Here is a 23,163-nt window from a genome sequence, read left to right on the forward strand (position 1 = left end):
TACCTGTCAGGATCCTTTGTGCTGGATGGAGTCGAGAATTGCCATCATTTCAGCAACCTTCTCCGGATACTTGCCGGCCAGGTTGTCTCGCTGGCCAATGTCCTGATTTAAATTGTACAACTGTGGCTGTTTGGAATTTCCGGTCTCGATATCCTTGTCATAAAAGAGCCGTGGGCCTTCGTACGGCGGGATTAAAACCCAATCGCCCGAGCGGAGGACCATCCTGGCTCCAAAGCCTTCAGCGACGAGCTGATCGCGTCCCGAGCGGGTTGCTCCGAGAAGAGCTGCCGTCATGTCCACGCTGTCTGCCATTTCCGCCTCGGGGATGCAGACCCCGGCAATTTTGGCGAAGCTGGCGAGGAAGTCGGCGTGACTTAACAGTGCGTCGCTGACACCCGGGGTGGCCCGACCGGGTGCGCGCAAGATCATCGGGACACGTGAACCGCCATCAAACTGGCTGTATTTTCCGCCGCGAAGCGGCCCGGCCGGCTTGTGATTGCCGATTCGTTCGGGGGATTCATCAAGATACCCGTCATCAAGGATGGGTCCATTATCGCTGGAAAAGACAACAATGGTATCTTCGTCGATTCCTTCCTTTTTGAGATGGTCCATGAACTCACCCACGCACCAATCAAGCTCGACAATGACGTCCCCCCGTGGGCCGTGGTCCGTGGCTCCGGCGAAGCGCGGGCTTGGCAGACGCGGTACATGTGGCTGGTGCAATGCGTAGTAGAGGAAAAACGGCTCATCCTTGTTTTCTGAAATGAAGGCTTTCGCTTTATTGAGAAAGTTCTCGGCCATGGTTTCATCATCCCATTCGGCATTTTTGCCGCCTTTAGAGAATCCGATGCGTCCCACGCCATCGACGATGGTATCCCAGTGTTGCGTGTCGCTGTGTGTCATTCTCAGGAGCTCCGGATGCTCCTTTCCTGTGGGGATTTCCGGGAAGGGATTGTCTCCACCATACACAACTGTGATCGGGTCATCGGGATCCAGATTCTCCACGCGGCGGCCATCCACATAAACGCAGGGAACGCGGTCATTGGTGGCGGCCATGATATAGGAGTGGTCAAAACCGACATCCAAAGGGGTGGGGCGGATCTCGCCGTTCCAGTCAACCTTCCCGTTTCCAAGACCAATGTGCCATTTGCCGACAACGCCGGTCGTGTATCCGGCTTCCTTCAAGGTGGATGGGACGGTTCGCTCATCCTCCCCGATAATCATCCCGGCATTCCCTGAAAGGATTTTGGCATCCTTGTTGCGCCACGGATAGGAACCAGTGAGCAGGCTGTAGCGGGAAGGTGTACACGTTGCCGCAGTGGCATAGGCTGAAGTGAAGCGGATGCCCTCGGCAGCCATCTGGTCGAGATTCGGGGTGAGTATGCCCGTGGCTCCATAGCTGTTGAGGTCCCCGTATCCAAGGTCGTCCGCATAAATGATGATGAAGTTCGGCTTCTTTGCTTTTGGGGCCTTCGGGATCGGGAGCTTGGCACCCATGCGGTTGAGCCATCCCTCCTGGGCCGCGACCATTTCTTCAAACTTTTCCGGATTACATTCTGACAAGTCGCTCGACTCGCCCAAGTCCTCAGCAAGATTGTACAACTCGCGGGTTCCGGTTTCGTAATGCTGGATCAATTTCCAGTCGCCTGACCGGATGGCCGAGCCGGGAGCCCAGGTGGATCCATGATAATGCGGGTAGTGCCAGACGAGTGTGCGGGGAGTGGATTGTGCCGGTTCTGAAATTGCCGGGGCCAGGGAAATACCGTCCAAATGCAGATCGGGGCGGGCCGGGAGATCGAGAAGATCGAGAACCGTAGGCATCAAATCCATGCTAATGGCGGCCTGACTTGAGACCGAGCCCGGTTTGGTCTTGTCTGGGGCGCGGACAATGAGAGGGACGCGAATTCCACCTTCGTAGCACCAACCCTTGCCGGAACGCAGGGGAAGGTTGGCAGTCGGGGCGAGGCCGCCTCCCTGGGTTGACAGGCCGCCGTTGTCAGAAGTGAAAACGATTACGGTCTCCTCTTCCAAGCCAAGCGCATCGAGCTCATCGAGCAAGCGCCCGACATTTTCGTCCACAGAACGGACCATGGCTGCGTATTTTGGATTCGATTGATGGAGGCGCGTTTTGGCCTTACCCTCAACCGCGAATGCGTCCGGGTCCTCAAGATCAAGAGCGTCCCGTTTGGCCTTGTAGTGGTCATCCCAGTCTTTGGCCCCTTGGATGGGCGTGTGTACTGAGTAATAAGCCAGATACACCATGAACGGGTCGTCCTTATTTTCCCGCACGTAGGCAATGGCTTCATCGGTGAGGCGGTCGGTCAGGTATTCAGCCTCCGGCCCGTCATCAAGTCGGGGATTTTTATAGGGACTGTAATAGCCGCCGGGAGGGGAGCCTTTGCTGAAGCCACCTTTATTGACATCAAAGCCTTGGTTTTCCGGCCAGAATTCCGGGGTTTCCCCGAGGTGCCATTTACCGAAGTAACCGGTGGAGTAACCATGCTCCTTGAGCACCTCAGCGAGGGTGACCTCCTCCAGGGGAAGATTATCCCGGTCCTCAGGTGTCTGGAGCAGGGGATTTTTTTGTTCATATCCGCGAATCCAGTCAGTGATATCGACCCGGACGGGATGGCGCCCGGTCATTAGGGCGGCTCGCGTCGGCGAGCAAACCGGAGAGGCGGCATAGGCGTTATCAAAGCGAATTCCTTCCAAGGCCATCGCATCCAAAGCTGGGGTGTCGTAAAAATTGCTTCCATAGCAGCCCAGGTCAGCCCATCCGAGGTCGTCCACGACAATGACAATCAAGTTTGGCGGTTTCTTGTCATGCGTTTGGGCGTCTACCAAATGAAAGATCCCAATTAGGAGGCACGCTATTGAGAAAAGTTTTCTGCTGATTTGAGGCAATCGATTCATGGATTGTGGGGTAGGGCTGTTTCCAGCTGGTGGCGAAGAGCTACTATATTCTAACATACAGTTGATGCGGACATCGCGATCAATCCTAATCCAGCCATTGAGATGTTTTGCACAGGACTTTGGGACGTTTCTCCCATACAGGACCTTTTCATTGATACAAAAAGGGGGTCTGGCCCGCTTCTTTCTTCGCAGGAGCGTTATCCATGAATAATATTTGCGCTGGTCATTCCGCATCGTAGTTTGGCTTTAATGAGACTTTATCCCTGTCTTCTTGTTTTCATCCTTGGTGGTCTTTGCCTGCAATCTGAAGCATCCTTTCCGTACCAGCCTGAGCGCCCGTCGCCCCTGTCCGAGAGTTGGCGCTGGCACGCCCAGGAGGCCCTTGAGGGTCTGACGCTCCTCGGCTGTTTCGAGGGGGACGACGGCTCGGTCTGGTTTGTTTCCGACACCGGTTTGATCAATTACGACGGGGCCGAGATTCGCCGGTATCCGGCACCAAAGGATCTTTCCCTGATGCCGTATCGTGCTGGAGTATTCACAAGGCAGGGGATTATTTACATGCTTCTTCCGGGGCAAATCGTGGAATTCAAAAATGGCAATTACCGTGATGTTTTTACCTACGAGGGTCGATACGACATGCTCTTTGGAAGTGCAGTACTGACTCAGGATGACACTGCACTGTTCGGTACACCCGAGGGAATTGTTTCAATCAAGGATGGCGAGGCCCGAATTGTTTCACAGCGCAATCGGCGAGCTTCTTTCCTCCTCATTGATAGTCGCGGGGACCTTTGGACGAACCAGGTGAACACCGGGGTTGTCCTGCGGTATCAAGGGCTTTCCACTGATGGTCCGCTCGATGACACAACTTGGGAATCCTTTCGCATCATGCCGGATGTTGGCGCGCATTTGACGTTGGCCGAGCTTCCTGACGGGACGATTTGGTGTGCCAATGATAATCCGACAATTGGCATCTACGCGTTTGATGCAGGCTCAAACGAATGGTATCCCACACTCATTGATTCCGGGGCCGAGGAACTGGTCCACAAGCGAATCCTTGTTTCCCCGGATGGGACTTCTGTTATCTTTGGAGACAAACGGATCCTTCTCAACAAGAACGGGAAGACCGAACAACTGACCATCGAGAATTTCCGGTTCCCCCTGAGTTCACCCTTCGCAGCCACCCTGAGTTCGGGATCAATGATCATTGGGGGCATGCGCGAGACTATCTACCTTGTCGATTGCTCCACGAACTGGTGGCAAAGTTTCAGGGGATTGAATTATTTTTGCACGGACAAGGAAGACCGGCAATGGTTCATTACCTACGATGGTGCGGTTGTATCACGCAATACGGGGACCGACGAATGGACAATTCATGATAGTTACGAAGGTGTCATCAATACGCCATTGACGCTCATCAGCACACGGGACGGGAAGGTCTGGGCGGCTGGACGGCATGATAATGATGCGGCCATCAGTATTTTCAGCAATGGCGAGTGGACCCTCCGCGTGCACCCGGAGCTGGGAAGGCGGATCAGCCATCAATCAGTCCTTGAAACTCGTGACGGGGCTGTCCTTTTCGGCAGTGGTGATACGGATCCGGAGATGACGCCCGGACAGGGGGGCATATTGAAATACGAGGTCAATGGGGACCAGTTTACGGTCACGCACTACGCTCCGCCGAGGGTGCCCTTTCGCGTTGTCGGGATTGAGGAAGGGCCGGACGGGACCATCTGGACGGGTGGAATGCGCCTGAGCCGTCTGGATGACTTCAAGGCAATCCCGCTGGATTCCCTCGGGGAATTCGGCAACAGTTGGGTGGACGATTTCATCGTGTCCGAAACGGGCGATTTGTGGATTGCCCAGTGGGGAGTAGGCCTGCTCATCAATGAGGGCGACAACTGGTTTTACTCAGGGGAATTCAACCCGTCCCTGACTAGGGGCCTCGTTGCCTTACACGAGGATCGCTATTTTCCGGGCCAGATGTGGGCCGCTACTTCCGAGGGACTTTTCAATCTCGACACCCACAATTGGGTGAACGAACCCCTCAATGCTGACCTGAAGATTCTCCGTGAGGGAGGGACGCTTTTCCAATCCGCCGATGGGGCTATCTGGCTCAATGCATCCAGTCGCAACTGGCATTTCAGGGATACCGGCATCATGCCGGGAAGCGAGCGCTTCGAGGCATCCTTCAAGACAACATCCTTCAAGCGCTATGATATTGTTCCTGATACCCGGATCGTTGAATTTGAGGCGAGGGTCTACGAGCCGGGCCTGAGTCACTTCGAGTGGACGGGTAGCACGCACTGGTCACTTGCCCAGACAAATGATTTGTATTACTCCTACCGGATTGACGACGGTGAGTGGACGCCCTTTTCCAAGCGCACTGAAGTGGTTTTGGAGACTCAGTCCAATGGAGCGCACACTTTTGAGGTACGCGCCCGGACTCCCTACGGATTGATTGATCCGACTCCGGCGCGTATTGAATTTGAGGTTATTCCTGTTCTCTGGAAACAGCCGTGGTTCATTCTAACCATGCTTCTTGTTGTGTGCGTTCTGGTCATCCTTGTTGTGATCATTGTCCGCCAGCGCATCCATCACCTCCTGGCCCTTGAAGAATACAAAATGCAGTTCTTCACCAATATTTCGCATGAGCTGCGGACGCCACTGATGGTGATTCTCGGACCACTTGAAAGCCTCTTCAAGCATGTCGACGAAAAAGGGAAAAAGCATCTTCTCATTGCACAGCGCAACGCGCGCAAACTAGTCGGTCTTCTTGACCGTCTCCTGGACTTTCGGAAGGCCGAGCTGGGCAAGATCATGTCCAATCCGCAGACCTTGGATCTTGTGGTATTTGTCCGGCAGGAAATGGATACGTTGCAACCCCTGGCTGATCAAAAAGGGCAACAGTTGGGCTTCCACCCATCAAGCGATCACTTGTCCGTGGCATTTGATCCAAAGCACGTGGAGATTGTCCTGGATAACCTACTGACAAACGCCATCAAATACACGCCACGTGGCGGAAAAATCGGCGTTCACCTGGATCTTGTCCGTGAGGAAGAGGGGCAGGCCACTGTGAAAATACAGGTTGTCGACACGGGTCCTGGAATTCCGCGAAAGGAATTGGACAAGGTCTTCGATCCTTTCTACCAGATTGGTGGTGAAGATTACCAGAAGACCCACAGCACGGGGATTGGCCTTGCCCATACAAAGAGCCTTATTGAAGCAATCGGTGGGCGTATTTATGCCGAGAGCCCTGTCAATCCGGCTTCTGTGGATAGTCCCGGGACGCGCTTTGTTGTTGAGTTGAAACTTGCCTTGCAGGCGGAATCGACACCGGTTTCGAAAGCGCAACCTCCGCTCGCAGACGAAGAAGACACGGATTCGGACGAAGCGACCTATTCGACCGAGAAGAAACCGCTCATGCTCATCGTCGAGGATAATGATGACATACGTGAGTTTCTGGAAAGCGAGTTGAGCGAGACATACAATGTCATCCTTGCGCCAAACGGGAAGGAGGGCCTCGAAATTGCCCGGGAGCGTATCCCGGACCTGATTGTCTCGGATGTCCTCATGCCGATTATGAACGGGCGCGACCTCTGCCGGAATTTGAAGGCGGATCCCCTTACTTCGCATATTCCGGTAATTCTGCTCACGGCTCAGAAATCCGAGGTCAACGAGCTGGCGGGTCTGGAAACCGGTGCTGATGATTATATCACCAAGCCGGTCAATCTGGCCCTCATGGGCAGGCGCTTGGAAAACATCCTCCTGAACCGCCGCAAGGTCCGGGAATTTATCAGTAGCCACACCCGATCCATCGCGATCAATAAGGATGAATTGCCGGTCAACAAGATTGACCAGGAGTTCATGGTCAAATTCATGGAGACGATCGAGGAAAACCTGACCAGCGAAACCTTTGATGTGGAGGGTCTCGCCAAACTGATGTTCATGAGCCGGATGACCCTGTACCGGAAGGTGAAGGCTCTCACCGGGGAGTCCCCGGGTAACATCATCCGGACCGTCCGCTTGAAGAAGGCCGCGCAGTATCTGGAGACTGGATCCTGGATGGTAAGCCAGGTCATTGAAAAGGTTGGCTTTCTCGACATGAGCCATTTTTCAAGATCCTTCAAAAAGGAATATGGTTGTACCCCCACGCAGTATATTGAGCGCTACAGTGCAGGTTCTGTGACAACCGAGGAGAAAATAACCTCTGAGGAGTGAATTCCCTTACAGATCGTGCTATTGTTACCATTCTGCCATGGAATTGGGATTCCTTGACTACCTGCATGGAAGCATTTCCGCTATTCTTGTTTTTTCAATCTAATGCAATCCTCCATTGTAAAAGTTCTCCTCTTGAAAAGCCTTTGTCTGCTTTTTTCACTTGTTCCCAGCGTTGGTGCGCAGATAAACACCGGCCTGGCCTGGGACCCTTCGGCTCCCGGTTGGAATATCCACTGGAATAGTACGCCCGGTCTTTATTACGCTGTTGAAAAGACGCATGATCTTCAGGCGTGGACGCTTCTGGAAAGCGGAATCCTGGCGGAAAGTGCTTCTCTTGAAAGGTCACTTCCTGAGGAATCCTCCTTTCCTGTCTTTTACCGGGTCCTTGAGGATGCCTTTGTCGATCCGGCCACACCGGCCGATGCCCAGCCAGTCCTGAATGTTCCGACGGGCGATGATTGGGTTCTCGAGTTCAGTGATGAATTCAACTTCCTGGATCCCTCCAAGTGGAATGTGACGGTCAGTACGAAAACGCGCAGCCCCCGATGGGACAAAGGGATCCAAAGGTGGTTCTGGAAGGAGGAGAACGTCTCCGTTGAGAACGGCGAGCTCGTCTTCAAGGTGACCAAGCCAAATAGCACAACCATGTATTGCGGATCCGTCGATTCGCGGGGAATTTATGAGCCGCTGTATGGATTCATGGAGGCGCGTATCCAGATCGCGCCCGTGGTCAACGCCATCCATACCGCGTTTTGGACGCAGGGCCAAAATATGAATAATGTGGATAACAGCGGGGCTGACGGGGCAGAAGTCGACATTGTGGAAACGCCCTGGGCGGATGAACGCGGGCAGACGGTCATTCACTGGGACGGCTATGGAGCGAACAAGAAATCAAAGACCAACCGCTGGTCAGCGCCCGGGCTCCATACTGGATATCACACTTTTTCGATGCATTGGACGGAGTCGTTCATCGATATTTTTTACGATGGCGTATTCAAGTGGCGTTATGAAGGGGTGGGGATCCCTCAGGTCCGTGAATGGCTTTGGCTATCCGTGGGAGCCAGTTTCGGGGATGGGGATTTCCAGAATGGCACTTACCCGTCCTATGCCTATGTCGATTATGTGCGGGTCTGGCGGAGTGAAACGGCCGGAACCAGCCAATAACATGAAGTTAGGGGTTTTGATCAAATTAGCACACGGGTTGGTTACATGTGTTCTAACAGTATTTCCTGATTTATTCTAAATTCTTCTCTTTTAAAGCGGACGTATTTCGCATAGTCTACTTATTCTAACCTCTAATTAAAATAAAGTTATCCCCATGAAAAAATTATTGTTTATTGTACCCCTTCTCGGCCTTGTTGCCACTGCGACTGCACAAACGACCCACTGGGCAGCCAACTGGGCGACCGTCCAAGGTGTCGCGGACTTTAACACGGACTACTATTTCGAAGCCACCGCGAATACCCCGGCAGATGTCGCTGGCGGCACCGATGCGTGGTATAATTCCAATGGCGCTGTAAACCCGAATATCGCCTCTTCAGGCAAAGGTGGGATTTTCCAGGAACAGACAAATGGCGCCTCACGAGGAACAAGCTATGTTCTGGATAGCTCGTTCTTTTCCGGAGCTGGAACCTACACCTTCAATTATGAGATCTGGGCCATTTATACACCCACAGACTTGTCAGTGAGCATTTGGGAAGCAACTGGTGGCGCCGAAGTGGAAAACAGCTATAACATCAATAATGCAGGGCCCGCCTACACGGATTTATCGGTCACTTCAAATGGGACATCAACCATTGCATTAAAAGGCCGCAAAATTCACAAAAGGGATCTTGAAGGAGGCGATGTCGTTAACAAGCAATGGGATGCCTTCTCCTTTACCTTTGAGTATTCGGGCTCTGGCGATGTCGTCATTCACATTTGGGGCCGCAAAAGGGATTCCGCCGGTGAATTTGCCCAAGTTGGTTTCACAATTGGTGGCGACATGAGCATAACTTCAGAAGGTGGTTCATCACCGACCTGGGCTGGATACGATATTGCCGAAGGGGGCCTTGTTGACACGGGAGACTTCCTTGGCTGGCTCAATGTTGGTGAAGGCACTTTCGGAGACTGGGTCTTTTCATACGACCTGGATAGTTTCCTGTTTCTCCCCGAGGAGATTGTTGATCCCCAGGTGGGCTCATGGGCATACGTACCGCGCTAACCCCTCTCCCCTCAGTTTAAACCTCAATTAACCTGCCGGTACACTCTGGCTACCCAGGAATCCTATATCATGAAACTTATACGAACGATATCCCTCTTTTTGCTGACTTTGGCTTTGCTCAACCCATCCTCTGCCTTCGCGGGTGAAACTTCGATGACAGAGAAGTTGAATGAGATGGTTGGGCGCAAGCTCTACGTAGACCCTGCTGATATTCCAGGCAAGATACACACGTGGAAGGACGTGAAAAAGTGGTATCCTGCCCGTGGGAAGGATCCCCTGAGAATGTCTTACCCGGAGAGCTTGAAAGGAACCGGGATCAGCGAGATGGTAACTGTCAGGCTGATTATTACCCCTGAAGGGAATGCGATTAATCCGAAGATTGAAGACCTCCAAAACAAGGAATTGGCAATCCCAGCGATTCTGCACGTTGCCGGTCTCCGTTTCCAGGTTCCGAAAATCAACGGGGAACCCGTTTACTTGAGCCAGAAGATCAAGCTGAAGTGTTCAGAAGATCCTGACTTTGGAAAAAAGTAGACGCTGGGGGATCGCATCATGTCACAATTGAAACTGCTTCTATCCGTTGGGCTGGGCCTTGCGGCGCTGGCACTCCATGCAGAAAAGCCTAATGTCATCGTCATCATGGCGGATGATCTCGGGTATGCGGATGTCGGATTCAACGGATGCAAGGACATCCCGACTCCGAACATCGACACACTTGCGCAGGAAGGGGCTAATTTCACCAACGCCTACGTGACCTATCCCGTTTGCGGTCCAAGCCGGGCGGGTTTTATAACTGGGCGCTACCAGCAGCGATTCGGCTTTGAGCGCAACCCGCAGTACAAGTCGGGAGATCCGAACATGGGCCTTCCGCGCAGCGAGGAGACTATTGCGACAATCCTCGGCAAAGCAGGTTATACGTCGGGCATTATCGGCAAGTGGCATTTGGGTGCGCATGAGACGCTGCATCCGCTTGAGCGCGGCTTTGATTACTTTTATGGGCACTTGGGTGGTGGTCATAATTATTTTCAGGAATTGCTGCCCATTCGCGAGGATGCGAAGGACGAAGGGGAAAGCTACAAGACCTGGATTTTGCGCAACCACGAACCGGTCAAGATCGATAAGTACCTCACCGATGTGTTTTCCGACGAGGCGGTTACTTTCATTGAACGGCACAAGGATGATCCATTTTTCCTCTTCCTTTCGTATAATGCGCCCCATACACCCATGCAGGCCCCGGAGGAGGAAATTGCCCGCTTTGTGGAGATCAAGGATCCAAAACGCCGGACTTATGCAGCGATGGTCAGCATCGTCGACAGGGGCGTTGGACAAGTCATGGACAAGCTGAAGGAGCTGGATCTGGACAAGGAAACACTTGTCTTCTTCCTTTCTGACAATGGCGGCCCGATTTACGCCAACGGATCCAATAACAAGCCTTTACGCGGAGCCAAGAGCGACGTCTGGGAAGGCGGATGGCGGGTACCGTTTGTCCTGCGCTGGACCGGTGAAGTTGAGCCGGGCTCAGAGTTTGATGAGCCAGTCTCCTCGATGGATATCCTTGGCACGATGGCTGGCCTGACCGGTGTTCCCATAGCTGAGGAACGCCCGCTTGACGGGGTTAACCTCATCCCATTCCTGAAGGGTGAGCAGTCTGGCAGTCCGCACGAGGTTATTTACCTGAGGAAGTTTGACCAGAAGCGCTATGCGGTGCGCAAAGGTGATTTCAAACTGGTGATTCCCGATCCGGAAATTCCGACCCGCTTGTTTAACCTGAGCAAGGACATTGGTGAAAAGAAGAACATTGCCGACTGGAACGCCAGGAAACTTGAGGAGCTTGATCAGTTGCGCCTGCAATGGGATGCCGAATTGATGGAGCCCCAATTCCTTGGACTTATCCACAGTGAATGGTGGAAGAAGCAGATGGAAAAGAAGAAGAACTGATGCTGAATGGGTCTTTCGCATCATCTTATAACCGCAAAAAATGCCTGTTAGAATGAAATACAAAATCCTCGTGACTCTTCTCATCCTCGGTCAATTCCTGACAGTGCGAGGTAATGAAAAAATGGAGACAATCACATCACCGAACGACGGTGTGTTCCCATACAAAGTCGGGACTGTCTCCGGAACTTCGCTTGAAGCCAGCAACTTTGGTCACGCTGGAATGGGCACTGGAAATTTCCGTGTCAAGCTCCTGCCGGCGTCCGGAGACCTGTGGAACATGGAAAGCGTCAGGACGCTTGGAGTCGAGTTCAAGAACACCGGACCGTCCGAGCTGGTACTCGACCTGATGTTGTGCAACCGGAATGCCACGGCTTGGTCCAATTCCTTTGTCGGACGGACAATTGTCCAACCGGGTGAGACAATCCCGCTCGCTGTCGGTTTGCCCAGGAAGGGGGACCGGACTGTCACGCATCCGGATTACAGCCGTATGTCCGGTCGTCCGGATGGAACGTTCCGCCACTGGCATCATATCCAGCCCGACCGAGTCAGCCACCTCGAAATCCAGGGATCTGCCGTGGGCGAACACGCCTTTGAGTTGGGAGCACTCTACCCGCTGCAAAAGCTCATGCCGGAGCGGATGGGAAAATTTCCCTTCATCGATGAATTCGGACAGTACATTTTCAATGACTGGCCCGGGAAAGTTCATTCGATCGAGGATCTGCAGGCCGGTATTCAATTGGAAACAGACTTGATCAGCGAACTTGGCACTCCCCCTGAGTGGGGACGCTACGGTGGCTGGAAAGCAGGACCCCAGCTTGATGGAACGGGTCATTTCCGTGTCACGCAACACAAGGGACGCTGGTGGTTTGTCGATCCGGATGGCTACTTGTTCTGGTCATTCGGGGTGACCTGTGTCGGGTTTGAGTATGCAGGGCAGGTTTCCACCGAACGCAATCCAGCGGTCTTCAGGAATCTGCCGGTGGCGGATGATCCGGAGTTTGGCCAGTTCCACACCAAGATCGATGTTGAGGACAATTATGTCCTGCGCGAGGACGCCCCACACTACGATTTTACCCGGGCAAACTTGTACCTGAAATATGGTGATGAGTGGAGGGAAAAGGCCCTTGAGCAGGAACTGGAGCGTTTGCATTATGTTGGTCTCAATACTGTGGGGGCCTGGTCGGATAATGAAGTCGTTCTCAATACCGACATCCCGTACACGGTGATGCTTCATTACGAATACGAGTTTGCGGCAAAGAAGCTGCCGGACCCGTTCAACCCAGAGACCCGCGAGGGGGTCCGGAAAGCTTTGGAAGCATACCCGGTGCCCTTTCAGGATGATCCCCGCTGTCTGGGCGCATTCGTGAATAATGAGCTCCACTGGAAAAATGATGCCCGCCGCCTTGTGGCCGCCGTTTTTAGTTATGGAAAGAAGTCCACCTCGGCCAAGGAGGTCTTCAAGAATTGGCTGCAGGACCGGTATGATTCCGTGGATAGCTTCAATACAGCCTGGGGAATGAATCTCACGAACTGGTCGGATTTGTTGGACGGTGTGCCAGAGGATTCTTTTAAGAAGGCTGATGAGGCGGATTGCTCGGCACTCGCAACACTCTTGGCCGACGCTTTCTACCGAATGGTGGATGAGGAACTGGAGCGTTTCGCCCCGGGAGTGCTGTTTCTTGGCTCACGCTGCAATTCCGGCGGGAAGGAAGTCGTCGACGCGATTGCCCGCCATGCCGATGTCATCAGCGCGAACATCTACCAGTTCACGGCCTCGCCATTAAACTATGGTGGTCGTGACAAGCCTGTGCTGATCAGCGAATTCCACTTCGGGAACCTTTCCGGCAACAACCTCGGAAGCGGCTTAAGAAGCGCGCAGGATCGGACGCAACAGGCACGCCTCTTGAAATCCTATCTTGGGGAGGCCGTGAATCATCCGGAAATAATCGGTGTCCACTGGTTCCAATGGCGCGACCAGAATATCGGCGGGCGGTACGATGGTGAAAATTATGATGTAGGCTTTTTTGATGTGACAGATTTGCCCAAAGCAGATTTGATCCGGGCAGCTGCCGGGTTTGCTCGTGAAATGTACGACAAGGCGGATTAACAGGGAACACTATGGACGCAGAGAGCGAGAACAAGGGGACAACGGAGACATCAACACCACGGCATGACCGCCTTCCGCTCGCTGAGAAGCTGGGCGTCGGTACAGGCGGCCTGACAGTTTCGCTTGGCAACCAGAGCGTGCGAACCACGGGCATGGGCGTTTTGAACATGATCCTTGGGATCAATGCCAAATGGGTCGGTCTGGTGCTCGCAATTCCACTTTTATGGGATGCCATCACGGACCCCATCATGGGGCACATTTCCGACAATTTTCGTTCCAAGTACGGCCGCCGCCGGCCCTTCATCTTTGGCGGGGCGATCTTGATGGGGCTGACCTTCGCCAGCATTTGGATGATCCCGCTCGGATGGAGCGATGGCGGAAAGCTGGCATGGTTTCTCATCACCAGTCTCTGCTTTTATACGTCCTACACAATCTTCTCGGTTCCGTTCATCGGACTGACTTATGAGATGACGCCGGATTATGACGAGCGCACGGCTGTGCAGGGCTATGTCACTTTCTGGAACAGGCTGGGTGAGATGTCCTACATGGGGCTTATCCCGCTTTCCCTTGTCTTTATTGCATGGAAATATGGATACGAAACAACCACTGACTTGACGATTGCCGAGAAGATGGAAGGGATCCGTATTTCTGCCGCGGTGTACGGCGGCATTGGCATGACGCTCTTCGGAATGGTGCCCGCCCTGATCGGCAAGGAGCGCAATTATCAATTAAATCTCAAGGAGGCGAAGGGCCCCCGCCCGCGCTTCTGGCAGACGGCTAAGTCCGCCCTTCAGAACAAGGCTTGCCGCCTGCTTTGCATCCTCTCCGTTTGTACCATCGTCGCGGGTGTCTTCGCCAGCAACATGGATTGGTATCTGCTCATTTATTACCTGTCTGACGGTGACATCGCCCTCGGGACGCAATGGAAACTGATTGTGACCATCGGGTATGCCACCACAGGCATCATTGGGATACCGCTTATTGTCTGGCTGACAGGCAAGATGAGCAAGATCCAGGGGCTTCGGTTCATTTATGGGATGATGATGCTCAACGCAGTGTTGCGTTGGATTGTCTACCGGCCTGGACGCTTTGATGATCCTCTCCAGTGGACAGGTTTAGCTGAAATCATGGGCTCCCTCGGAGCGGTCTTCCAGTCGCTGATCTGGCTCGACCCGATGACCGGGGGCCTGTTCTGGATTGGGGTCGGCGTCCTCATGCAGTCAATGATTGCTGATGTGTGCGATGATGATGAACTGAAAAACGGCAGCCGCCGTGAGGCCATCTTCGGGGCCATCTTCGGTTGGGCCACGAAAGCTTCCTTTGCGGTGAGCTTTGTCATGGTTGGTTTCTTCCTGAGTTTTATTGGATTTGATCCGAGCCTCCCTGCCCAAACCGAAAGCACCTATTTCAACATGCGGGTTGCCATGTGCCTTGGAGCAGCAACTCCGGCACTTCTCTGCTTTGTCCTTCTCGCGCTTTATCCCCTGACCAAGGAGAAGTCCGAGGAAAACCGAAGACGCCTCATTTCCCTGCGGGGAGAGGTGTGAGCGTCCGCAGGAAGTTTACTTCATTTAATACTCCGACCGGAAAAAGCGCTTGGATGAAGGAACCGGTACTTCCATCGGGCTAAAGGCATCCTCGATTTCACCTCGACAATGCACCTGACGAATCCCGCTCTCCGCGCACGTGGTAAAGGACCGGATCACTAACCGGATCCGGGTCCCTGAGAACCACCTTCTCACCGTTTGGATCGCGAACCGTGGTGGGCAGCTGGACCCAGCCATCCGAAGTTTCAAGATTATAGCGCCAGAGGTTGAGAATAAGCCCTGTGACATTCTGGCTGGAGACCGCGAAAAAGGCGCCAGGGAGCAGGGTGGGATCAACTGCTTCGAGAAGGCTGGAACCGGGTGCAACGACGGCCTGTTCGGCAACGGTGCGACCAATTATGGCATTCCGGTCCTCCGCGCCATCCACGAGGTCCTGTAAGTCCGCCTTGAGGCTGTCACTGCCGACGTCCTGAAGGTAGACCCGCAGGTTGATGATTTCATCCACAAGTTCCTGTGAAACCAGGACGTCTTCCGTCTCCCCGGTCAAGATAGCCACAGCAGGTTCGGCCAGCAGCTGGAACACTGTCTCAAGTTGCGCCTGTGTACTTGAATTTCCACTACGAGTTTGAACCGGGAAACCGCCCGATTTTTCCACAATGCCTTTCGCGCTCGAGAAGCTGTCCGAAGCCAAAGTGAGGGAAAGGATTTCGGCGATGTGCCTTTCGTAGAGAGCGAGGTAAGGTGCCCATTCCGGATACCGAAGCGCTGCCAGCTCCATAGCGGAGATCAGGCCCGAATCTGAATCCGAACCCGGGTAGGCAACGTCCACCACACGCACTTCAATTTCCGCCGAATCTGTATTTCCTGCGCCGTCCTCGATAGTGTATGTCAGGTTGTCGGTTCCGAGAAATTCAGCCGGAGGGGTGTAGAGAACAACTTGTCCATTGGTGGAAACGGCTGATCCAACGTTTGAGTCACTTACCCCCGTGATCGTTACCGACTCCAGTGCAGAGGCGAGGCTCCGGTCATTTACCTTAGCGTGAATTTCATAAGCCTCGGTGTTCTTCTGGATCGTCGCGGTGTCGTTGTTTGCCACCAGTTCGGGTCCTCCTGAGCCAGTCCCTTCAACGGAGAAGCTTTCAAAATAGATGCTCCCAGCAGACACGGATTTGGCATCGGCATACCCCCAAAGGGTGAGGTCGAAGGTATCTGCGGCTCCCAGGCCCCAGTTGCTGTTGCCCTCATTGCCTCCGCTGCCACTGACACCGAATGTCGCCAGTTCGATCCAGCCCGGCTCGCCATTGGGCCAGAATTCGGCCGTGATGATTCGCGTCGCAGAATCGTAGATCAGACGCAGCTGGCCCTCACTTACCGGAATCTGGTTTCCGCTATCCGCCCCGTAGTAGCCATCCGGATCACTGGCTTTGACCAGTTGGGTGTTGTATCCCCAGACCGCATCCCCGCCTGCAGTCCAGCTGGAGTAGAGCTCGATCCAGACTTCCCGGACCTGATCACCGGCGGGGAATACAGCAATCCCCAGCGAGGCTATTTGCGGATTGAAGGCGGTCACGACAAAATTCGCCACCTCCACCGTGACAATCCAGCCACTGTCCACGGGCAGAGCCAATTGGGAGGGTCGGCTGACCTCAACCTCTCCAATGAAATCAGAATTAGTGAATTCCAGCCGTCCATTGGTTTCGGTCAATTGGGCGGATCCGCTCCCTTCGTCAGTTCCCCACAGGGCCGGGTCCTTCAGGTTATCCTCAAAATCATCGACGGTCAGTTGGGCCCAGAGCCCGGTGCTTGCCAATCCGCCAATTGCAACACACGCGAAAAGATTACGGAGTAGAGCGCTCATGCGCCAATTATGGGATAGATTCAAGTTACCTGTCAATTCTTGCAGACGCCCGGATTTTTACAATTCCTCGCGGGGAGGGAGTTGAGGTTATATCGATAGATCATTGACTCCTCGGACAGTAGGCAGAGATTCTGGATCTTCCCGTTATGAAGAGTTTCATTACCCTGCTCCCATTTTTGCCGGTTGTTTGTTTGTTTGGGCATTCACCCTCACCGGTTGAAGTTAACCAGCCCTATCCCGGCGTTCTGGCTTATGCGCCGACCCCTATACCGGACCGGATCGTACTGACGTGGACGGGAGACCCTGCGACCACTCAGGCCGTGACCTGGCGGAGCGCGCCAATGGAACGCAAGGCTGTTGCACAAATCCAGGAAGCGACACCAGGTCCTCTGCCTGATGTGAAGGACAGGATCCCTGCGACGACCCGGAGCCTTGAGGCGGAGACGGGAAAATCGGACTATCACACCGTTGAGTTTGCCGGACTGAGCGCGGACACCCTGTATGCTTACCGTGTCGGCGACGGGATCAACTGGAGCGAGTGGCATCACTTCAAGACCGCCAGCTCCGAAGCGAAGCCTTTTTCATTCATATACGTCGGGGATGCGCAGAACAATATCCGGAAACATTGGTCCCGCCTGATCCGTGAGGCCATTCGCGAAGCACCGCGGGCGGCCTTCACGCTGCATGCGGGTGATCTGGTCAACAACGCCAACAACGATATCCAGTGGGGGGAATGGTTTGCCGCCCCGGGATGGGTCAACGCATCCATTCCTGTTGTGGCGACGCCGGGAAATCACGAGTACAACGCAGAGACCCGGATTGATGAAGCCGGAAATAAAGTCCGCCTGTTGAGCCGCCATTGGCAACCGCAGTTTGCCTTCCCCGAAAACGGTCCAGAGGGACTTGAAGAATCCTCCTACTATTTTGATTATCAAGGTGCCCGTTTCGTCATCTTGAACTCGAATGAACAGCTTGAGAAACAAGCGGAATGGTTGCGGGAGGTACTTTCCGTAGATCCGCAGAAGTGGACCCTGCTCGCCTTTCATCATCCCGTGTTTTATCCTTCAAAAAACCGACTCAAGAACGAGGGCCAAAGGGCCAACCGCCGCCAGATTTTATGGAAGCCGATCCTGGATGAATTCAATGTGGATCTGGTCCTTACCGGGCATGATCACACCTATGCCCGTAGCGGTATTGAGAATGTCCCCGTTGGGTATCCCGCAACTCAGGATGTGGAAAATGGAACGGTCTATGTCGTCTCGGTCAGCGGCCCAAAGATGTACAAGGTTGGAGAGGCCGACTGGATGGTGCGCTCCATCCAGGATACCCAGCTTTACCAGGTCATCCGGATTGAAGGGGATACCCTGATTTACGAAGCCCGCTCAGCAGACAATCAATTGTTCGACAGCTTCAAGCTGCACAAGCGCGACGGTGCCCCTAATCTCCTTGAGGAGCGGCTTCCTTCGACGGGCAGGTAGTTTGCGCACTACCCACGCATTCACTGACGAATGACATTCTCAGCGGTTCTGGATGGATTGCTTAATCACCTGAAATCCAGACAGAGAAACCGCTATCTATCTCCACGCCTTCAGCTGTCTCAGCGGTTACAGAGGCAGAAAAGTTCCCGGAGGCAAATTGGGGAGTCAAGACGCTGATGTAGGAGTCATTCCATGAATCGATTTCTGCCTCATATCCGCCGACATAAACCTTTCCGGTCTGATCGCCGAAGGACAATCCGGTGATCCCGAGGTTGAGGCCGCCGCTTTGAGGAAAGGAGCTGCCGGAGAGTGCCTGTATCTGAGGAAATCCCCAGACAAGTTCAACTGTGCACTCCTCTTCAGAATAATTATTGACGACCCCCATCCATGAGCGGTTGGGACTTGCATAAATTCCGCCGTCGATACCCGTCTTGCTTGTCGTGAGTCGACCAATACGGGTCCATGAGGGAGTCGCACTAGGATCGGATGAAGCATAGACAGTAACATGCTGATCGGTCCCGATTCCACTTGCCCGGATGACAACGGGGACACCCTCATGCTCAGGTTGGCTGGCCACCTTGTGTGTGAAACGATGGGCCTTGCTGGCATAAGCCGGGACGGTTATTGTCCTGCGCACTTCGCCGGAGCCAAAAATCGGGCTACCGGCATATGGTAGAGACATACTGTCGACTGGTACGAAGTTCCTGCTCCAGTAATCATCGGCAAACTGCTGCACAAGGCTCTTGAAGCTGCCGCTTGAGGCGGAGTCGGAAATCAGTGTTCGCATGTTCAACCAGTAGGATGGACTGAGCCACAGGTTGTTGTACAGTTGTTGAATGACAGCGTCCCCGTAGGTTTGGCTCAGCCATATGAAAAATACCGCTGCTGCGTATTGCTGCTCCTGAGTAAATCCAGAATTGCGTGAGGCGGGAAAGCTGACAGTTGGAAAATCGGACCCTGCTTCAAATACCTCCTGCAGGTCGGAGGTCATCCCGTGCATGCGCCAGGCGATCCAGTTCGCGGTGGCCTCGTCGATCCAGTATGTTGATAAATTGGTGGTGTATTCACGCTGGAAAGCATGTCCAATCTCATGGCTTACGGTTGTATTCAATTTTCCACTCTCCAAGCCGGTGGCAATGAAGACCCAGGGGTTGCCAAAGACCCCTTTGGTTGTTGAGCCATCGATGTCCGCGCCAAGGCTGCGGAAGTGAAGATTCAATCCGCTGGGCTTATCCCAACCGGCGCCGACCAGATAGTCGTATGTGGATTCAGCTGTCGCAAAGGCTGTATTGGCATATGAATCGGGTATTGTATGGCTGCTTCCTGAACCCGAAACATATTTAAGGTAAATTCCCTTTTCCGCGTTTTTCTTTTCCCCCATTGTATTTGCCCAGGAAACCGGGGCCACATACTGGAACGCTACATTGAGACTGGCTTTCTTGTCAGAAAACCAATTGCTCACGGCGTCGGGAATATAAGACAATTGACGGAAGCCGCCACTGGCAGCGGCTGCTTCTCCATATGGTCCCGCGGGTATGTTCAGGATCATGGTTCCATCGGAGGCATTCACATCCATCGGAAAGCGTTGGAAGATATGTGATTCAGGATCCCGGATACCGAATTCCGGACTGCTCTCGTAATCGTTTGGATCATATGGAATGATCAGTTGGATGGTACGGCGAAGCTCGTCCGGTTCCGGATCAAACTGGACTTGAAATTGCCTGCCGAAGCTTGTTTCCGCGGAGTCAAACAGCTCCTCGCTTTCGTCCACTTGCATATGGGCAAGTTGGATCGTGTAGGACTGCTCTGATCCATTGTAGTAGGGTAATGCGTTTGGCGGAATGATCAACCGGGCCCCGCCGGCATGAATTTCCGCGCCCTTTGTCACCGCTTCGGGGAAGGTGCCCGTGACAAGCCCTGGCACTCCGGAAGGAACAACAACCAGCTCAAACTGATCCCCAGTATCCTGGTTTTGAATGGTAAAGATCCCGGAATCCGGTCCGGGAATCTGGAAGGCAGGAAATCCGTAGGCCGTGCGAGGCTTTTTAGATTCATCGAACCATTCGGGGTTGAGGTGAAGGCTGCCTGTCCACAAACCGGGAGCAGTGTAGTGTCCATATCCTGAGATATTCAGCCAGGTATTGCGGGAGATAGGTATGCTATTTGAGCCATCGTCCCAGAGTGTTATATTCGTTTGCGAACCTGCCGCGATCTCCCGGGCGGTGAGAATGAGCGGTTCGCTCCAGCGGATATAATCATTGTCGAGCTCGTAGCCCATTGCCCGTACGGAAACTGTATCGCCGTCTCGGAGAAAATTAATGCCCTCGGAGTGATCCGGCGGAAGATCGTTGGGCCACGGCGAGTATAGGTTGACCATCAAGCGCCCGTCATCGAGCATGACAGCCTTAAGAGGCGCCGGCCAGACGTCATCAGGACCTGTAACCTCAAGTTCAATGATGCCTGGATCAAACCCGGAGTAGGGCCGTAGTCGGAATTGATCGAATCCAGTGCCGGACAGTACCCAATGATCATGAGCGTCCCCTCCCGGTCCCGAAATCCGAATCCCGCCGGATTCGTCACCTGCCGATAAGGTCATGACTGAAGCGGGCCTCCGCTGGAAATTGACCGGGACTGAAGAACCTGGCTGACCGTCCGTCCGTCTGACCGAGAGCGTCTCTGTACCAGTACCCTGCGGGACCACTACTTCAATGATCCCGCCGTGGTCGCCACCGTTGAATGTGTAGGACTGAGCCAACTGTGAACCACCACCAAAGAATACCATGTTCTGGCTCGGGTTGGGGGCAAAGCCGTCTCCCCAGATTTTGAGGAGATCTCCAGGGCTCCCCGATGTGTTGTCAATAAACGTTATGACCGGCTGCATGGGTGGATTGTTTGTCAGGATGAGATCCACTTCATTTGAATCATTGCCATTTACCCGTACAGTAAGAGTTAACTCAATTTCCGTATCCCAGCTAGGCCATGCCTCTGGAGCGGGGGCCCGGATGTTTGTTTCGCTGACGGAGAGTGGTTCCAGATTTTCGAAGTTTGCTCCATCCCAGTAGGAGATCAGTGTGCTGGCCGAGTCTTCCCCAAATCCAAATCCGGAGAGGGACAGTATTCCTCCCGCCTCAACCAATTCCGGATAAGCAAAGCTGACTGAGGGAAAATTTTGTCCATTCCAGGAAGTGCTGCTGTGCAGGGAAATAGCTGGCGGGGAGTTGACCGCATTGGATTCAAACAGGACTGAAGCATTGTAGTTGGCCGCCCCATACACTGTGGATGTGACCGTTGCATAGACAGTTTCCCTGGGAAGAATCCACTTATCCTCATCACGAAGGATAAATTGGAAATCCCACGGATTGGTTCCGCCCATGGTCACGTTCTCGACCTTTAGAAGCGCATCCCCTGTGTTTGTGATCGGGTAACGTGTCATCCGTGTGCTACCCGAGGCTGAGAGCCCGAAGTCCAAGTTCCCGCCGTGGCTGAGCTCAGGGCCTGCCGGGAAGGCCGCATGGCCGATGGTCAGGGCCGTGCAAAGTGTAATTAATCGAATTGTTTCCATCCTTCAATCTCCATGCTGTAGATGTGGGGAAAGATGTCGGAACGGGTCCACCACCATGTCCCGTTGGGATCATAAAACCATGTCCCCTCTTCAAAGGGGAAGAGGAACTGCCATCCCAGCCTTTCCGAGTAGGTGCGGTTCTCCGGTTCCGCATGAATGATGCCGATCGTAGGGTGTGCCTTCCAGCCATCCGAAATCTCTTTCGCTTCTTCCCAGAATCCGCCTGCACCCAGGTTTCCAAAATATCGTAGCCCCTGATGAGTGATAATGGCCATTGCTTCCTCACCATTCGGTGCCAGCTCGATTGCTGGAAAATGCCGTGGTTGTGGATCTCCCTGGAAAAGCGTCTCGGATATCCACCCGGCTGACTCCTCCCGGAATACGTGAAAGGCGGCAGTCTCCAGATCCTGAACGATTAAAACGCGGAAGCCATCTGGCCTAACGAGCATGGCAAGCGAGCCCGATACTGCCGGCGATTGTGGAAGGTCCTCGATCTCCCAGCCAGCGTGAGTCTTTTGCGCAATGCGGACACGACCGGTTTCCGAAGAAATCCATGCCGCTTTAAGTGTTCCTGCACTATCAATCCCCAGTTGAATAAATCGGCCGGATTCCGCAATTGTTTCGATAACCCAGTCCCCGGTCCCCGGCTTGGCGAGTCGAATCTCTCCGGCTGAGGGGGCGGAATAGAGAACCGTTGGCTTCCCATCAGGGGTCTCGACCGCGGCAATGTAGATCCCGTTAACACGGCTGAAATCAACCGGCTCATTCTGCCAGCTGAGGTTGCTCTTTTTCGCATAGGCAAGCATCTCATTGTAGCGATCAAACCAGAACAAATGAGACTTCCCGGAGCTGTCCTGCAACTGGTGGGCGTATTCGCCGTTATAATTCCAGATAGCGACATCCTGAAGGTTCCAGTTGCCGGATTCCTCAACGGCCATGCGGAGTCCGGTCTGGGTCCAGTCAAAATAGGCGATTCGTGAATTGTTGGAATCATCCACGACGATCGAAGCATATTCCCCGGTATCCGGCGTGGCATCAACCGTTGTCATCTGCCACTTGGAACCGGTCCACCTTGCCTCGCGAAGGACCCCGTTGACGAGGCCGGCGCGATACGCCAACCTGGGATTGCCAGCCCTGTCAAAGACAAGATCAACTGACTGGGCTGCCTCTGTTTCCGGCAGGGTCCGCCACTCTGCAGCTGAGAGGAACTGGCCGCCGGGCACTGTCAAAAGGCATACAAGAAGTAACTTTAATCTCATTGGTCGCTCGATTTAGGGCCTTGGTTAAACTGGATCGCGACCACGATTCACAACGACACATGCCGTAATCCCGGTCATCA

General features: G+C 53.8%; 12 protein-coding genes. 8 read left to right on the forward strand and 4 right to left on the reverse strand.

Annotated elements, in window-relative coordinates; all coding sequences use genetic code 11:
- Positions 1 to 6: 6 nt before the first annotated feature.
- Positions 7 to 2,844, reverse strand: a complete 2,838-nt coding sequence (locus G0Q06_RS02095; protein WP_163961986.1) for a sulfatase-like hydrolase/transferase — start codon at positions 2,842 to 2,844, stop codon at positions 7 to 9.
- A gap of 318 nt (positions 2,845 to 3,162) precedes the next feature.
- Between G0Q06_RS02095 and G0Q06_RS02100 the strand changes: the two genes are divergently transcribed.
- The 7 genes from G0Q06_RS02100 (at position 3,163) to G0Q06_RS02130 (ending at position 14,926) form a co-directional block, all read left to right on the forward strand.
- On the forward strand, positions 3,163 to 7,131 hold the full coding sequence (locus G0Q06_RS02100) for an ATP-binding protein (protein WP_163961988.1): 3,969 nt from the start codon (positions 3,163 to 3,165) through the stop codon (positions 7,129 to 7,131).
- A gap of 132 nt (positions 7,132 to 7,263) precedes the next feature.
- Positions 7,264 to 8,295, forward strand: coding sequence for a glycoside hydrolase family 16 protein (locus G0Q06_RS02105; RefSeq protein WP_163961990.1), 1,032 nt, complete (start codon positions 7,264 to 7,266; stop codon positions 8,293 to 8,295).
- A gap of 154 nt (positions 8,296 to 8,449) precedes the next feature.
- Positions 8,450 to 9,334 carry a hypothetical protein gene (locus tag G0Q06_RS02110; protein WP_163961992.1) on the forward strand — a complete coding sequence of 295 codons (885 nt, stop codon included), beginning with the start codon at positions 8,450 to 8,452 and terminating at the stop codon, positions 9,332 to 9,334.
- Between the two features lie 69 nt (positions 9,335 to 9,403).
- Complete coding sequence (locus G0Q06_RS02115) at positions 9,404 to 9,868, forward strand: energy transducer TonB (RefSeq protein ID WP_163961994.1); 465 nt, start codon at positions 9,404 to 9,406, stop codon at positions 9,866 to 9,868.
- An 18-nt stretch (positions 9,869 to 9,886) separates the two neighbouring features.
- The gene (locus G0Q06_RS02120) at positions 9,887 to 11,272 is read left to right on the forward strand and encodes a sulfatase-like hydrolase/transferase (RefSeq protein WP_163961997.1); all 1,386 of its coding nucleotides are present in this window, start codon (positions 9,887 to 9,889) and stop codon (positions 11,270 to 11,272) included.
- A 52-nt stretch (positions 11,273 to 11,324) separates the two neighbouring features.
- Positions 11,325 to 13,379 (forward strand): beta-galactosidase, encoded by a 2,055-nt coding sequence (locus tag G0Q06_RS02125; RefSeq protein WP_163961999.1) that lies wholly within the window; start codon positions 11,325 to 11,327, stop codon positions 13,377 to 13,379.
- Between the two features lie 11 nt (positions 13,380 to 13,390).
- On the forward strand, positions 13,391 to 14,926 hold the full coding sequence (locus tag G0Q06_RS02130) for an MFS transporter (RefSeq protein WP_163962001.1): 1,536 nt from the start codon (positions 13,391 to 13,393) through the stop codon (positions 14,924 to 14,926).
- A gap of 97 nt (positions 14,927 to 15,023) precedes the next feature.
- On the opposite strand, the gene G0Q06_RS02135 is transcribed toward G0Q06_RS02130, so the two are convergent.
- The gene (locus G0Q06_RS02135) at positions 15,024 to 16,784 is read right to left on the reverse strand and encodes an Ig-like domain-containing protein (RefSeq protein WP_163962003.1); all 1,761 of its coding nucleotides are present in this window, start codon (positions 16,782 to 16,784) and stop codon (positions 15,024 to 15,026) included.
- Between the two features lie 146 nt (positions 16,785 to 16,930).
- Here G0Q06_RS02135 and G0Q06_RS02140 point away from each other — a divergent pair, with 146 nt between their 5' ends.
- Positions 16,931 to 18,262 (forward strand): purple acid phosphatase family protein, encoded by a 1,332-nt coding sequence (locus tag G0Q06_RS02140; protein ID WP_163962005.1) that lies wholly within the window; start codon positions 16,931 to 16,933, stop codon positions 18,260 to 18,262.
- A gap of 61 nt (positions 18,263 to 18,323) precedes the next feature.
- Here the strand turns inward: G0Q06_RS02140 and G0Q06_RS02145 are convergent, their stop codons facing one another.
- Both G0Q06_RS02145 and G0Q06_RS02150 read right to left on the reverse strand, forming a co-directional pair.
- Positions 18,324 to 21,824 carry an IPT/TIG domain-containing protein gene (locus tag G0Q06_RS02145; RefSeq protein WP_163962006.1) on the reverse strand — a complete coding sequence of 1,167 codons (3,501 nt, stop codon included), beginning with the start codon at positions 21,822 to 21,824 and terminating at the stop codon, positions 18,324 to 18,326.
- Positions 21,806 to 23,083: a hypothetical protein gene (locus tag G0Q06_RS02150; RefSeq protein WP_163962008.1), complete on the reverse strand. Its 1,278-nt coding sequence runs from the start codon at positions 23,081 to 23,083 to the stop codon at positions 21,806 to 21,808. Before G0Q06_RS02150 ends, G0Q06_RS02145 begins: the two co-directional genes overlap by 19 nt.
- Positions 23,084 to 23,163 lie beyond the last annotated feature (80 nt).

The sequence above is a fragment of the Oceanipulchritudo coccoides genome (assembly GCF_010500615.1).
Classification (GTDB): domain Bacteria; phylum Verrucomicrobiota; class Verrucomicrobiia; order Opitutales; family Oceanipulchritudinaceae; genus Oceanipulchritudo; species Oceanipulchritudo coccoides.